This is a genomic window from Protofrankia sp. CiP1_Cm_nod2, assembly GCF_920664355.1.
In the GTDB taxonomy this organism is placed as follows: Bacteria; Actinomycetota; Actinomycetes; order Frankiales; family Frankiaceae; genus Protofrankia.
The window spans coordinates 8,534-23,384 of record NZ_CAKKTL010000071.1 but is presented as its reverse complement, the minus strand read 5'-3'; the positions used below and the strand labels follow the sequence as shown (position 1 = coordinate 23,384).

General features: G+C 73.4%; 9 protein-coding genes. 8 read left to right on the top strand and 1 reads right to left on the bottom strand.

Annotated elements, in window-relative coordinates; translation table 11 throughout:
- The coding region (locus tag NBW84_RS10385) for a HAMP domain-containing protein (protein ID WP_250284015.1) at positions 1 to 979 on the bottom strand (979 nt) is incomplete at its 3' end.
- A gap of 254 nt (positions 980 to 1,233) precedes the next feature.
- On the opposite strand from NBW84_RS10385, the gene NBW84_RS10380 reads away from it, so the two are divergent.
- The 8 genes from NBW84_RS10380 to NBW84_RS10345 all read left to right on the top strand — a co-directional run.
- Positions 1,234 to 3,984: a SpoIIE family protein phosphatase gene (locus NBW84_RS10380; protein ID WP_250284013.1), complete on the top strand. Its 2,751-nt coding sequence runs from the start codon at positions 1,234 to 1,236 to the stop codon at positions 3,982 to 3,984.
- A gap of 210 nt (positions 3,985 to 4,194) precedes the next feature.
- On the top strand, positions 4,195 to 4,617 hold the full coding sequence (locus tag NBW84_RS10375; protein ID WP_250284011.1) for an ATP-binding protein: 423 nt from the start codon (positions 4,195 to 4,197) through the stop codon (positions 4,615 to 4,617).
- A gap of 41 nt (positions 4,618 to 4,658) precedes the next feature.
- Entirely contained in the window at positions 4,659 to 6,485 is a 1,827-nt protein-coding gene (locus tag NBW84_RS10370; protein ID WP_250284009.1) for a type III PLP-dependent enzyme, read from the top strand.
- A 158-nt stretch (positions 6,486 to 6,643) separates the two neighbouring features.
- A complete protein-coding gene (locus tag NBW84_RS10365) occupies positions 6,644 to 8,023 on the top strand; it encodes a cystathionine beta-synthase (RefSeq protein ID WP_250284007.1) in 1,380 nt (459 codons plus the stop codon).
- A 15-nt stretch (positions 8,024 to 8,038) separates the two neighbouring features.
- On the top strand, positions 8,039 to 9,427 hold the full coding sequence (locus NBW84_RS10360; RefSeq protein WP_250284005.1) for a cystathionine gamma-synthase: 1,389 nt from the start codon (positions 8,039 to 8,041) through the stop codon (positions 9,425 to 9,427).
- A 477-nt stretch (positions 9,428 to 9,904) separates the two neighbouring features.
- Positions 9,905 to 11,368 carry a diaminobutyrate--2-oxoglutarate transaminase family protein gene (locus NBW84_RS10355; protein WP_250284003.1) on the top strand — a complete coding sequence of 488 codons (1,464 nt, stop codon included), beginning with the start codon at positions 9,905 to 9,907 and terminating at the stop codon, positions 11,366 to 11,368.
- A 26-nt stretch (positions 11,369 to 11,394) separates the two neighbouring features.
- Positions 11,395 to 13,431 (top strand): IucA/IucC family protein, encoded by a 2,037-nt coding sequence (locus NBW84_RS10350; protein ID WP_250284001.1) that lies wholly within the window; start codon positions 11,395 to 11,397, stop codon positions 13,429 to 13,431.
- The coding region (locus NBW84_RS10345) for a lysine N(6)-hydroxylase/L-ornithine N(5)-oxygenase family protein (protein ID WP_250283999.1) at positions 13,428 to 14,851 on the top strand (1,424 nt) is incomplete at its 3' end. The genes NBW84_RS10350 and NBW84_RS10345, both read left to right, overlap by 4 nt.

Sequence of the window (14,851 nt, the reverse complement as noted above, 5' to 3'; positions counted from 1 at the left end):
GGGCGAGGGCAGCGACCTCGCCCCGGGCGTCCACGGTGATCTGACGGGTGAGGTCACCGCGGGCGACCCCGGCCGCGACCTCGGCGATGCTGCGCACCTGCGTGGTGAGGTTGCCGGCCATGACGTTCACCGAGTCGGTGAGATCCCGCCACACCCCGGACACGCCCTTTACCTGGGCCTGCCCGCCGAGCCTGCCCTCGGTACCGACCTCCTTGGCCACCCGGGTAACCTCGTCGGCGAACGCCGAGAGCTGGTCGACCATCGTGTTCACGGTCGACTTGAGCTCGTAGATCTCACCTCGCGCGTCCACAGTGATCTTCTGGGACAGGTCGCCCTGCGCCACCGCCGTCGTGACCTGGGCGATGTTGCGGACCTGGCTGGTGAGGTTGCCCGCCATCGAGTTCACCGACTCGGTCAGATCCCGCCACACCCCGGAGACGCCCTTGACTCGTGCCTGGCCGCCCAGGTTGCCCTCGGTACCCACTTCCCGCGCCACCCGGGTAACCTCGTCCGCGAACGAGGAGAGCTGGTCCACCATGGTGTTCACGGTCGTGCCGATCGTGAGGAACTCACCCCGCACCGGCTGTCCGGCGATCTCCAGCGCCATGTGCTGCGAGAGATCGCCATCCGCGACAGCCGCGATCACACGCGCGACCTCGTGTGTCGGGCGCGCGAGGTCGTCGATGAGCGAGTTGACCGCCTGGCTCGACAGCGCCCAGCCACCCTCGAAACCGAGGTCGGCCATCCGCTCGGTCAGCCGGCCGTCCCGCCGGATCACCTTGCTGACCCGTTCCAGCTCCCCGGAGTGCCGCTGCTGCAGGGCGGCCAGCTCGTCGAAGCGCTGGGCGACCAGCGCGTCGCGGCCGGACCGCTCCCCGAGACGGACGGAGAAGTCACCCGCGCACAACGCCGTCAGCGCACCGAGCAAATCGTCGATGAAGTGGTCGTCCACGGGCGCGGATTCCGACACCATCGTCATGGTGGAGCCCTCCAAACCGGCGTGCGCGGGAATCTCTCACGTCTGGCAGACCATCGGAACGGACCGGCGCCCGTTCATCAAGCATCCAGCAGTGCTCGGCGACAGTATCCGTCAGGGCTTGCTGTGCGGATATAGCGGATCCATCCGGCCTGGTGCCGCGCGTGCCGGCCGGACCGGCTCGGAAGATCCGCCAGCCGCGCCCCCTGCGACGGCCAATCCCTCATGACCGGACAACACAGGAGAGACTGACCGGCATGCTTCACATGCTCGGCGAAGAGGGGTTCCGCCGCACCCTCACACTTCCACCGGTCATCGATTCACCGAGATCGGCCCGCCGGTTCATTATCGACACGTTGCACGGCCGTCTCCACGCCGATACCGTCGATATAATACTACTATTAGTAACCGAGCTTGTGACCAACGTGATCGTGCACGCCGGCACCGACGCGACAGTCGACATCCGGCACAACAACGGACGACTCATCGTCGCGGTCAGTGACCGTTATCCCCTGGCACTGGGCGCGGTGCCGATCGCCGGCCAGCCCGGCCACGCCCCCGCCGCCGTCCGCCCGGCGGCCATCGACGGCCCGGGGAGCTCAGCGGCACCCGGGTCCACGCCGGCCGGCGCGCGCCGGCCGGCGGCACCCGGGAGTGTCACCGGCGGGCCCATCGCGGACGACGGCATCGACAGCCTGCGTGAGGACGGCCGCGGCCTGTCGCTGGTGGACGCGCTGAGCACGGCATGGGGCACCGAGCACGACCGGACGGGCAAGAAGGTGTGGTTCCGCCTCGACGTCCCCGACGGTTCGTCCGCCGGCACCGAAGCCGCGGGCGGGGGCGGCCCGGCCGCCGCGGCCGCCGAGACGGCCCGCGCCGGCATCCGGACGGCGCTCCCCGGCCTGCCGGGCCATGGGAGCGGATCCACCGCCAGCCCCCTGCCAGCCGGGATGGGCGCACCTGCCACGGCGGCCGCGGGTGCCACCGGAGCCACAACAGGAGCCACGGTGACCCCCGGAGGCGCTGGAGGCGCTGGGGCCCCCGGAGGCGCTGGAGGCGCTGGAGGCGCTGGAGGCGCTGGCGGCGCTGGCGGCGCGGTGGTGGGCCCGCGCCGGCCGGCGCGGCTGCTCTCGCCGGCCCTCACCCGCGTCCTGTCGGCCGAGGAGGAGGTCGGTGAGCTGCTGGCGCAGTTCCTCGACGCGCTGCCGTCGTTTGGGGCGGGCCTGGTGCGGCGCAGCCGTAACCGGGCGGAAACGGCGGAGGTGGTGGCGGCTTTCGGCCCGACCGGCTCGGAGCGGGACGCCCGGCGCATCCCGCTGGACTCCCGTGACGGGATCGTCGGAGAGCTGTTGCTGTGGGCACCGGGCCTGCCTGCGCCCACCGGCAGGGCGCCCACCGGCGCGGCCCGCGGGTACCGGCTCGACGACGAGGACGGCGTCCACGGCAGTGTCCGCGACAGCGTTCATGGGCGCGACAGCGTTCATGGGAACGTCCACGGCGGTGTTCACGACGGTGTTCACGACAGTGCTCATGGCGATGTCCATGACGATGTCCATGACGGTGCCCACGACGATGTCGAGGAGCGGATCCAGCTGGTCGCCCGCTGGATGGCGCTGGCTCTCGGCGGTGCCCATCTGCGGCGGGCCGAGGAACGTCGGATCGGCATGCTGTCCTTCCTGGCCGAGGCGTCCGACCTGCTCGCGGGCAGCCTCGACACCGAGCGGAGCCTGGCCCTGCTCGCGCGCCTGCCCGTGCCCCGGCTGGCCCGCTGGTGCACGGTCCACCTGCTGCGCGACGACGGCGCGATCAAACTGGCCGCCGTCGGCCACGTGGACGAGGCCGCGGCCGGTGCCCTGTCCGCCTGGGCGGGCGACCCGGCCGGGACGCTGGTCGCCCACGTGCGGGCGGCGCTCACCGACACCGTGCGGGTGGCCACCGTCGACGGCGCTCCCACCGTCATCGCCGCGATGTGCGCCCGCCGCCGCGTGCTGGGTGTGCTGACCCTCGGCCGCGCCGCCGGGAACAGCTTCGAGGCCGACGAGATCGAACTGCTCACCGACCTGGCCCGCCGCGCGGCCTTCACGGTCGACAACGCCCGCCTGTTCCGCCAGCAGGTGGAGGTGACCGGCGAGCTACAGGCCGGGCTGCTGCCGCCCGAACTGCCCCGCATCGACGGGATCGAGCTCGGCTCGTCCTACCGCTCGGCGCGAGCCGGACTGGAGGTCGGCGGTGACTTCTTTGACCTCGTCCCGGATCCGGACGGCGGCTGGACGATCATCATCGGGGACGTCTGCGGCAAGGGCGCGGAAGCCGCCAACGTCACCGGGGTCGCGCGGGCCGTGCTGCGGCTGCTGGCGGGCCAGCGCCACAACCTGCCCGACATCATGATGGATCTCAACCGGGCGTTGCGGGACACCACCAGCTACCCGAATCCCGCTGGTCAGGGACGTTTCTGCACGCTCGCGGCGGCCCAGCTGCGCCCCCCGGGCGAACCCGGCCCCCCGAGCGAGCCCGGCCTGCCAGCAGACGAGCCCGGCCTGCCCGACGAGCCGGGGCGGTCAGGCGGCCCAGGGCCTTCGGGGGCGCGTGGTCCCGCCGGCCCGGCGCGGCCGGGTGCCCGGTCCGACGCGCGGACGGCCGAACGGGTGATGTCGATCTGTATGGCCGGGCATCCGTTGCCTGTTCTCCTCCGGGCGGACGGGACGGCCGTGTTCGTCGCGCAGCCGGGGACGCTGCTGGGGGTCCTCGACGACGAGGACGCGATCTTTCCCGAGGTGCGGGTGTCGCTGCGGGCCGGGGACGCGCTCGTCCTCTACACCGACGGGGTCGTCGAGGCACGCCGTGGCCGGGAGCTCTTCGGTGAGGAGCGGCTGCTGGCGACCCTGCGCGGCTGCGCCGGGATGTCCGCCAAGGGGATCGCGGAGCGGCTGCGGGCGGCTGCCGAGCGGTTCGCCGGCGGCCGGCTGCGTGACGACGTCGCGGTGCTCGCCGCCCGCATACCAACATGACACTCCGCGATCCAGCTCAACCTTTCCCCTGAAGGTGGTGACGGAACCAAGCGGTACCGTTACCGTACGTCATAAAAACTATCCGGCATCCGCCCGTTGACCGTGAAAGACCGGAAGTGCTTGGAATAGCCGGCCTGTGGGTAGACGTACAGGGATGTCGTCACGTCGGATTCGGTGATCAATGAATACACAGACGGGGTGGAAAAGGACATGATGACCCGCGCGTCGGCGTTGCGCCCCTCGGCCACCCACCTGCTGGTCGAGCTGCCCTACGTGCCCGCGGCCGTCCCGCAGGCACGCCGCGCGCTCAGGGAGCAGCTGGCCCGCACGAATCTGCCCGAGGAAGCCGTCGGGACAGCGGAGCTCCTGGTCAGCGAACTGGTCACGAATGCGGTCAAATACGGCAAACCACCCGTCTGGCTACTGCTCGAACTACGGCCCGGTCTCGTGCACGCCTCCGTCTCGGACACCTCCGTCGTGCTACCGCAGCGGCAGCAGGTGGATCTCGGCAGCGAGGGCGGCCGTGGTCTGCTCGTCCTGGACGCTCTCGCCGGCAGCTGGGGCGCGGTGGCGGTGGATTCGGGAAAATACCTCTGGTTCGACCTACCTGTCCAGTCACCCGTCCAACCGTGACCTGTCCAGCCGTGACCTGTCCAGCCGTGAGCTGAACGCGCGTGCAGTTGCCACCGTCGGCCGGCCGGCTGCACGCCCTGCCCGTCAGCCGACTACCCGCGGCAACGCTGCACTGGCTGCGCGGCACGCTCGAGACACGCGGCGGCGCCCCCGGCCGATCCGCCCGTCCCCCCACCGTTCACACCGTGTCAGCGGCCTTTACCGGGACACAGCCTTTCACCGCGTCAGCGGCCTTCGCCGCGTCACAGCCTTTCGCCGACGCACAGTTTTTCACCGGGTCACAGCCTTTCACCGGGTCACAGCCTCCCGCCGGGGCGCACGCCGATCCGGTCAGCGCGTACGTTTACGATCTTGACGTCGCGGCCGGGAATGCCACCCGGCTGAAAGCGGCGCTACCGCCATGGGCCGCGATCTTCTATGCGGTGAAGGCGAACGGCTACCCGCCGGTCCTCGACGCCCTCGCCACCGGCCACGGCCACGGCCACGGAGATCGTCAGACGCGCAGCGCACATCGCCCCGCCGCCGGCCACGACCTCCCCGCCGGCCAGGGGGTGGACGGTTTCGAGGTCGCCTCCAGTTACGAGATCATGCTCGCGCTGGACAGCGCTCAGCGGACCGGGCGGCCCGCCCGCATCGTCGCCTCCGGCCCGGGGAAGTCCGCCCCGCTGCTGGCCGCGCTCGTCGAGGCCGCCGGAACCGGCGCCGAGGTGGCCGTCAACGTCGAGAGCCCCGGCGAGCTGCGCCGGCTGAACCACGCCGCGGGCCGGGTGGGCCGCCGGATACCGGTCATGCTGCGGGTCAACCCGTCCCGGGTGGCCCTCGCCGGCTCGCTGCGGATGGGCGGCGTGGCCAGCGCCTTCGGGATACCCGAGGCGGACGTCCCCGACGTCCTGGCCGTCGCCCGGTCGCTGCCCTGGGTCGACGTGCTCGGCTTCCACGTCCATGCCGTATCCGGGAACCTCGACGCCGCCGCGCACCTGGAGTACGTCCGCTGGTGTCTGGGGTACGCGGCCGCCACGGCCGCCGCGCACGGCGTCGACCTGCGGGTCGTCGACGTCGGCGGCGGGCTGGGGGTGCCCTTCGAGCCGGACCGGCGCGGCGAGCGCCCCTTCGACCTGGACGCCTTCGCCGCCGGCCTGCGGGCGACGCCGGTCCCGGCCAGGGTACGGGTGCTGTTCGAGCCGGGGCGCTGGCTGGTCGCCGACTGCGGCGCGTACGCGGCCGAGGTCACCGACGTCAAACACGCCCACGGCACCGACTTCGTGGTGCTGCGGGGCGGCATCCACCACTTCCAGCTGCCGACGTCCTGGGAGATCGTGCACAACTTCGGGGTCGTCGCGGTGGACGGCTGGCCGTACGACTTCCCGCGTCCAGGCGTCGCCGGACGGCCGGTGACCGTGGTCGGTGAGCTGTGCACGCCCGAGGACACCCTCGCCCGTGACATCACCGTGGACGAGGTGCGCGCCGGTGACGTGGTGGTCTTCCCGATGGCCGGCGCCTACGGATACGAGTTCGCCATGCAGGGGTTCCTGGGGCACCCCCCACCGGTGCGGGCCGCGGTGTCGCGGGACCCGGGCGGCGGCTTCACCCACGTCCACACGAGTGCGACGCACCATACGAACTCGAGCTCGAGCTCGACGTGGCACGGCCCGGCGCACGGCGGCTCGGCCTACACCGTCTCGACCCATACCAGCTCGACGTCCACCGGCTCGGGCTACACGAGCTCGACCGCCACCAGTTCGACGCACACCGGCTCGACACACAGCGACTCGACACACAGCGACTCAGCACATACCGCTCCAAAGCACACCACGGGCTCCCACGGCTCCCACGGCTCCTCGACCGCCCGGCGCGACGAGCAGGAGTGATCTTCGTAGCCGCCGCGGCCAGCGCGGCCCTGCGATCATCTGTGATTTCCGCGGCCTCCGCGACACGGTGCGGCTTGGCCTGCGGCGGGCGCCTGGTCTGCGTACGCTGGGAGCCCAGCGGCGGCTGCGGACCTCGGCGGCGAAGGTGAGGGCGGCGCATGCGTGTCTACGGGAACCTGGCCGCGGTGGTCGGCGGTACCCCACTGATCAGGCTGAACGCGGTCACCGAGGGTATTGCCGCCCCGGTGTTCGCCAAACTGGAGTACGTCAATCCGGGCGGGTCGGTGAAGGACCGGATCGCCCTGACGATGATCGACGCCGCGGAGGCCGCCGGGCAGCTGCGGCCGGGCGGGACGATCGTCGAGCCGACCAGCGGCAACACCGGGGTGGGGCTGGCGATCGTGGCCGCGGCCCGCGGCTACCGCTGCGTGTTCACCATGCCCGACAAGATCAGCGAAGAGAAACGGGCGGTGCTGCGGGCCTACGGCGCCGAGGTGCTGGTCTGCCCGACCGCGGTCGCCCCGGATGACCCCCGCTCCTACTATTCGGTCGCCCGCCGCGTCGTCGCCGAGACGCCCGGCGCGTGGAGCCCGGACCAGTACTCCAACCCGCACAACCCCGCCGCGCACCACGCCAGCACCGGCCCGGAGATCTGGGCGGACACCGACGGGCGCGTCACCCACTTCGTCGCCGGTATCGGCACCGGCGGGACGATCAGCGGCACCGGCCGCTACCTCAAGGAGGCCAGCGACCGGCGGGTACAGGTCGTCGGCGCCGACCCGGAGGGGTCGGTGTACTCCGGCGGCAGCGGGCGGCCCTACCTGGTGGAGGGAGTCGGCGAGGACATCTGGCCGACCACCTACGACAAGGCCGTCGTCGACCGGGTCGAGGCGGTCAGCGACCGCGACTCGTTCCTGATGACCCGGGAGCTGGCCCGCCGCGAGGGCATGCTGGTCGGCGGCTCCTGCGGGCTCGCGGTGGTCGCCGCGCTGCGGGTGGCCCGGGAGCTGGACGCCGACGGCTGCGTCGTGGTGCTGCTCCCGGACTCCGGCCGCGGCTACCTGTCGAAGATCTTCAACGACGAGTGGATGTACGACTACGGTTTTCTCGACCCTCCCTCGGACGAGCCGACGGTCGCCGAGGTGCTCGCCCGCAAGGCCGCCGACGCGTCCAGCCCGCCCGACCTGGTGCACGTGCATCCGGACGAGACCGTCGGCGCGGCCATCTCCTACCTGCGCGAGTACAACGTCTCCCAGATGCCGGTGGTCCGCCAGGAGCCGCCGCTGCGGTCGGCCGAGGTGGCCGGCGCCGTCATCGAGCTGGAGCTGCTCGGCGCCGTGTTCGCCGACCGGGCCGCTGTCGACGCCCCGGTGGCCGCGCACATGTCGCCGCCGCTGCCCACGGTCGGCGCCGGCGAGCCGCTGTCGGTGCTGGTCGCCGCCCTCGGCGCCGCGCCGGCCGTGCTCGTGCTGGAGGACGGCAACCCCGTGGGCATCCTCACCCGGTCCGACCTGCTCAGCTTCCTGGCCACCCCGTAACCCACCGAGGAGCCCATGACCAGCGCCGACGGCCCTGTCACCAGCGATCCCACGATCGACGGCGCGGTAGCCGGTGGGGACGGCCCCGCGGCCCGGGCCGGCGACCCGCGCCGCCCGTCACCCGTCGGCGCGTCACCCGTCGGCGCGTCACCCGTCGGCGCGTCACCCGTCGGCGCGTCACCCGTCGGCGCGTCACCCGTCGGCGCGTCGCCGGTCGGCGCGTGGCCGGCCGGCGCCGAGACGTGGGCCGGCAGCGGCTTCGAGACGGTGGCAATCCATGCGGGGCAGGACCCCGACCCCGTCACCGGCGCGGTGGTCGTCCCCATCCATCCGTCGTCGACGTTCGCGCAGGACGCCGTCGGGGTCCCGCGCGGGGCGTACGAGTACGCCCGTTCGTCCAACCCGACCCGCACCGCGCTGGAGACCTGCCTGGCCGCGCTGGAGGCGGGCACCGCGGGGCTCGCCTTCGCCTCCGGCCTGGCCGCCGTGGACGCGGTGCTGCGCACGGTGTGCCGCCCCGGCGACCACGCGGTGATCCCGCTGGACGCCTACGGCGGCACCTACCGGCTGTTCGCCCGGGTGTTCGCCGAGTGGGGCGTGGAGTACACCCCGGCGCCCCTGGAGGATCTCGACGCGGTGCGGGCGGCGATCCGGCCGGGCCGTACCCGGCTGCTGTGGTCCGAGACGCCGACGAACCCGACGCTGGGCGTCTCCGACATCGCCGCGCTGGCCGGCATCGCGCACTCCGCCGGCGCGCTGCTCGCCGTCGACAACACCTTCGCCACCCCGTACCTGCAGCAGCCGCTGCTCCTCGGCGCCGACGTGGCGGTCCACTCGACCACGAAGTACCTCGGCGGGCACAGCGACGTCGTCGGCGGTGCCGCGGTGGTGTCCGACCCGCGGCTGGGGGAACGGCTGCGGTTCATCCAGAACGCGACCGGGGCGGTGCCCAGCCCGTTCGACGCCTGGCTGGTGCTGCGGGGGGCGAAGACCCTAGCGGTCCGGATGGACCGGCACTGCGCGAACGCCCGCCGCGTCGCGGAGCTGCTGGCGGGGCATCCCGCGGTGGCGGCCGTGCACTACCCGGGCCTGCCGGACGACCCGGGCCACCAGGTGGCGGCGAAGCAGATGCGCGACTTCGGCGGGATGGTGTCGTTCGCCCTGCGCGGGGGCGAGGAGGCCGCGGTCGAGGTGTGCCGGCGGACCAGGGTGTTCACCCTCGCCGAGTCCCTGGGCGGGGTCGAGTCGCTCATCGAGCACCCCGGGCGGATGACGCACGTCTCGGTGGCCGGTTCCCCGCTGGAGGTGCCCGCGAACCTCGTCCGGCTGTCGGTCGGCATCGAGTCGATCGACGACCTGCTCGAGGACCTCACCGCGGCCCTCCCCGACCGCCGGGATCCGTAGGTGGTTCCCGTCATCCCGACAGCGCTTTCCACCTACGCCTCGTCCGGCCGTAGGTGGCCGCCGCTGTGGGGGTGACGGTTTTCACCTACGGCTGCCACTGCGCTGCCGGCGGCTGCCGCCGGGCCGCCGGGCCGCGGCCAGCCGTGCGGGTGCCACGTGGCTCGGCGTTGCCGGATCGGCAGGGTTCGCCGTCGGATTGCGGCGAGCGAGAGGATGATTACACCTGCGGTTCACTCCCCCTGCCGATAACTACTTAGGTTAGGCTTCCCTGAACCCAACGGAAGCTCACAGGTGGCATGATCGAGCGGGAATGTCCCTGCCCGCGCCCGAGGTCCCGCACCGGATCGAATCCGCCGACCGGAAAGGTCTACGGGACCCCGGCACCCTCCGGGCCCCGGGCCACCCGCCCGGGCCCCGGAGCGGGCGCTCGGGCCGGATCGCTCAGGGCGCCCAGGCCACCGGACGGGAGTCGCTTTCTTGACGATATCCGCCATCGGTTCCGAATCCGCCGGCCCTTCGGGATCCAGCGCCCATGCCGGCCCCACGGCCGGCGCCACCGGCGGCCATGGCGCGCCGGACGCCGACGGCCGGGTCCGCGCCGAGGGAATCCTCGCCCGGCAGCGCCGGCGCGAGTCGTCCGCGCGGACATACGCCAGGAGCCTGCCGATCGTCCCCGTCCACGCCGAGGGCATGACGGTGATCGGCGCGGACGGCCGCCGCTACCTGGACTGCCTGTCCGGCGCCGGCACCCTCGCGCTCGGCCACAACCATCCCGTCGTCCACGAGGCGATCCGCGGGCTGCTCCACTCCGGCGCGCCGCTGCACGTGCTCGACCTGGCCACCCCCGAGAAGGACGCGTTCACCGCCGAGTTGCTGTCCTGCCTGCCGGGTGACCTCGCGGCCTCGGCGAAGCTGCACTTCTGCGGGCCCAGCGGCGCGGACGCGGTCGAGGCCGCGCTCAAGCTGACCCAGACAGTCACCGGGAACGACACGCTGCTGGCGTTCACCGGCGGCTACCACGGCATGACAGCTGGTGCGCTCGCCGTCACCGGGAACGTCACGATCAAGGAACGCCTCCGGCCGGTGGGCACGGTCGTGCGGCTGCCCTACCCGTACCCCTACCGCTGCCCGTTCGGCGTGGGCGCCACCGACGGGGACTGCCCGGACGGCGCGCGGCTGTCCGCCCAGTACATCGAACGGCTCCTGGACGACCCGTGCGGCGGGGTGGCCCGGCCCGCCGCGATGATCGTCGAAGCCGTGCAGGGCGAGGGCGGGGTGGTGCCCGCGCCCGACGACTGGCTGCGGGCGATCCGCCGGATCACCGCCGAGCGGGGCATCCCCCTGATCCTCGACGAGGTCCAGACCGGGGTAGGGCGCACGGGCACGTTCTGGGCCGGCGAGCACAGCGGCATCATCCCGGACGTCATCGTCATGTCGAAGGCGATCGGCGGCGGCCTGCCGCTGGCCGTCATCGCCTACCGGGAGGAGCTGGACGGCTGGGCTCCCGGCGCACACACCGGCACGTTCCGCGGCAACCAGCTCGCGATGGCCGCCGGCGTCGCCACCCTGCGTTTCGTCCGCTCCGAAGCCCTGGATCTGCGCGCCGCCGAGGCCGGTGCCCGGATGCTGGCCGACCTGCGGACAATCGCCGCGGGCCGGCCCTGCGTGGGCGACGTCCGCGGGCGCGGGCTCATGATCGGCCTGGAGGTGGTCGACCCCGACGCCGGCCCGGACGCCCTCGGCGCCCGGCCGGCAGACCCGCACCTGGCCGCCCGTGTCCGGGCCGAGTGCCTGGCCCGGGGCCTGATCGTCGAGCTCGGCGGGCGCCACGACGCGGTGGTGCGGCTGCTCCCGCCGCTGACCATCACCGACGCCGAGGCCGACCGGGTACTGGCCATCCTCGCCGACGCCCTCACCGCGGCAGCCTCCCCACCCCGGTGAGGCCCACCCCCGTGAGGCCCACCCCCGTGAGGCCCACCCCCGCGGCGGCCGCCGCGGACATCAGGGTCACCGAGACGCTGCTGCGCTGCTGGGTCCGGGAGAACGGGATCGCAGTGGACCGCCACGGCGGCCCGCTGCGGATCGGCCTGCCCGCCTCCGGCCTGGCCCTGGAGGTGCCCGTCCACTATCGCTCACCCTGCGGCTGGCACCGCTTCGGCCCGCCGGTCATCAGCGGCCCAGCCCCGGAAGGCCCGAGCCGGGAGGCTCCGGTCGCGGGCGGCCCGGCCCCGGGAGGCCAGGTCGCGGGAGGCCAGCCGGTGGACGCCGGGCTGCTGGCTGCCCTGCTCGTCCGCGAGATCGCCAGCCGGCAGGGGCTGCCGGCGTCGGCGGGCGCGGACTGCCTCGGCCGCGTCATCGACTCGCTGCGGCGGATCGCCGTGCACATCGAAGCCCGCGCCACCACCCACCGCGCACCGGCTACGCCGGGCACGCCGACAGCACCGCCCGGACCAGCCGCGCCCTCTGGCCCGGCCGTCCCACCGGCTGTGCCGCTTACACCAGCCGCAGCGGCCGCAGCGGCCGAAGCGGCCATGCCGTTCGGGGCGGGCGCGTCTGCCGTGGCGGACAGAGCGGGCGACGCGGCGGGCCTGCCGCTGTTCCTCGTCGCCGAACAGGCGCTGATAACCGGGCATCCGTTCCATCCGACAGCGAAGAGCCGCGAAGGCGCCTCGCCGGAGGAACTGGCTACATACTCTCCAGAGCTACATGGCTCCTTCGCGCTGCACTGGTTCGCCGCCCACCCGTCGGTGGCGGCCTCGGGCGGGACGATCGCCGGCCGCGGCCCGGCGGAACTCCTGCGCCGCCTGCTGCCCGACCGCGACCTGCCCGCCGCCCCCGCCGGCCACCTCCTCCTGCCGGCACACCCCTGGCAGGCCCGCCATCTGCGTGCCCGGCCGGACGTCACCGCCATGATCGCCGATGGCCTGCTGGTGGACCTCGGCCCGGCCGGGCCACCGTGGTATCCGACGGCGTCGCTGCGCACCGTGTGGCGGCCGGATGCGCCAGTCATGATCAAACTTTCCCTGGGGATGCGGATCACCAACTCCCGCCGGGTCAACCTGCGTGGCGAACTGGAGCTGAGCGCCCAGGTCAGCGCACTGCTCGACGCGGGCCCGCGGGACTGGCTGGCCAGCGCCCATCCCGGCTTCCACCTGCTCGAGGATCCGGCGTGGGTCGGTCTCAACCCGCCGGGCGCGGGAAGCCCGGCCCCGGGGGCCGCGGGCGCGCCCGGCCCGGGGCTGGACAGCGCGATCCGGGTGAACCCGTTCGGCGCGGACGACCGGGTGGTCTGCGTGGCCGGGCTGGTCGCCGACCGCCCGGACCGGGCCGTGCGCACCGGCCCGGCCAACCCCGCCGACCCCGGCCCGTCCATGCTCGCCAGGATCATCGACGGGCTGGCGGCGCGGGCCGGGCGGCCCGCCGCCGAGATCGCCGCCGACTGGTTCGCCCGTTACCTGCGCGTCGTCGCCGCGCCGGCGCTCGACCTGTACGCGCGCCACGGGGTCGGCCTGGAGGCGCACCAGCAGAACTGCCTGGTCACCTTGGACGACCACGGCTGGCCCACGGCCGGCTGGTACCGCGACAGCCAGGGCTACTATGTCGCCGCGTCCCACGCGGACGCCGCCCGCCGGGCCGTGCCCGGGTTCGGCGACGGGCTCGCCGCGATCTTCGACAACGCTCTCGTGGACGAACGGGTGCTCTACTACCTTATGATCAACAACGTGTTCGGGCTGGCTGGCGCCCTGGGTGCCGCCAACCGGGCGGACGAGGCCCACCTGCTGGCCGCCGTGCGCGCCCTGCTGGTGCGCCTACGCGCCGACCTGGCCGCCGACGGCGTGGCCGTGCCGGGCCTGTTCGGCCTGCTGCTGAGCTCCCCCGTCCTGCGCTGCAAGGCGAACTTCGCGACAGCGGTCGACGGCCGCGACGAACTGGCCGGCCCAGTCGCCACTCAGTCACTGTACGTCGATATCCCCAACCCGCTCGTCACGGAGCTCGGATCGTGAGTGCCCGACTGTCCAACCAGGACCGCCCGGACGCACAGCGCGGGCAGGACGAGCCGGACACGCGGGACGAGCCGTTCGACCTGGTAGGCGTCGGGCTGGGGCCGTTCAACCTCTCGCTGGCCGCGCTCGCCGACGGGCTGCCCGGGCTGCGCACCCGGTTCTTCGAGACCAGGCCGGGGTTCTCCTGGCATCCCGGCCTGCTGCTGCCGGGCACCCGGCTGCAGGTGCCCTTCCTCGCCGACCTGGTCACCCTTGCCGACCCGACCAGCCGCTGGTCGTTCCTGTCCTATCTGCACGCGCACGACCGGCTGTTCCGGTTCTACTTCCACGAGCGCTTCCACCTGCTGCGGCAGGAGTACGACGACTACTGCCGCTGGGTGGCCACCGGCCTGGCGTCGGCCCGTTTCGGCGCCCGGGTGGACGCGCTGCGCTGGCGTGCGGACACCGGGCTGTTCGAGGCCGAGGTGAGCGTCCAGGCCGACGGCCACATCCGGGCCGCCCGGACGGTGCTGGCCCGCAACATCGTGCTGGGGGTGGGGACCGAACCGTCGGTGCCGGCGGCGCTCGCCGGGCTGCTCGGGCCGGAGGTGTTCCACTCCGCCGAGTACCGGACGCGGCGGGCCGGCCTGGCCGGCGCCGGGCACGTGACCGTCGTCGGCTCGGGGCAGTCCGGCGCGGAGGTCTTCGCCGACCTGCTGCGCGCCCAGCCGGAAACCGGCCAGGCCCTGCACTGGATCACACGGACGCCGGCCTTCGCCCCGATGGAGTACTCCAAGCTGGGCCTGGAACAGTTCACACCCGACTACGTCCGGTACTTCCACGGTCTGGACCAGGCGGCCAAGGACGCGATCCTGCCCACCCAGTGGCAGCTGTACAAGGGCATCGACGCCGAGACGATCGCGGAGATCTACGACCTGCTGTACGAACGGACCGTCGCCGGCGGGTCCGTGGACGCGGCCCTGCTGCCCCACGTCGCGATCGAGTCGGGGACGCGGACGGCGGGCGGGCGGATCAGGCTGACCTGCCGGCACGTCCCGCAGGACAGCGCGTTCACGGTCGAGACCGACCGGGTCGTGCTCGCGACCGGGTACGCCGCCCGCCGGCCCACGCTGCTCGGCCCGGTCACGGACCTGCTCGACCTCGACGACGCCGGCCGGTACCAGGTGGACGCCGCCTACCGGCTCGCGACCGCGCCGCAGGTCAGCGGGCGGATCTACGTCCAGAACGCCGAGCTGCACACCCACGGGGTCGGCACGCCCGACCTCGGCCTGGGCGCCTGGCGGGCCGCGGTGATCCTCGACGACCTGACCGGCGGCGCGGCCTACCGCGTCCCGCGGCGATCGGCCTTCACGACCTTCGGCGCGCCCACCGGCGCACCGGCACCCAGCTCCGCTCCCGCTCCTGGCCCCGCTCCTGGCAC

Coding starts and splice junctions, on each gene's coding strand:
- NBW84_RS10380 (WP_250284013.1), top strand. CDS start 1,234: ATGCTTCACATGCTCGGCGAAGAGGGGTTCCGCCGCACCCTCACACTT.
- NBW84_RS10375 (WP_250284011.1), top strand. CDS start 4,195: ATGATGACCCGCGCGTCGGCGTTGCGCCCCTCGGCCACCCACCTGCTG.
- NBW84_RS10365 (WP_250284007.1), top strand. CDS start 6,644: ATGCGTGTCTACGGGAACCTGGCCGCGGTGGTCGGCGGTACCCCACTG.
- NBW84_RS10360 (WP_250284005.1), top strand. CDS start 8,039: ATGACCAGCGCCGACGGCCCTGTCACCAGCGATCCCACGATCGACGGC.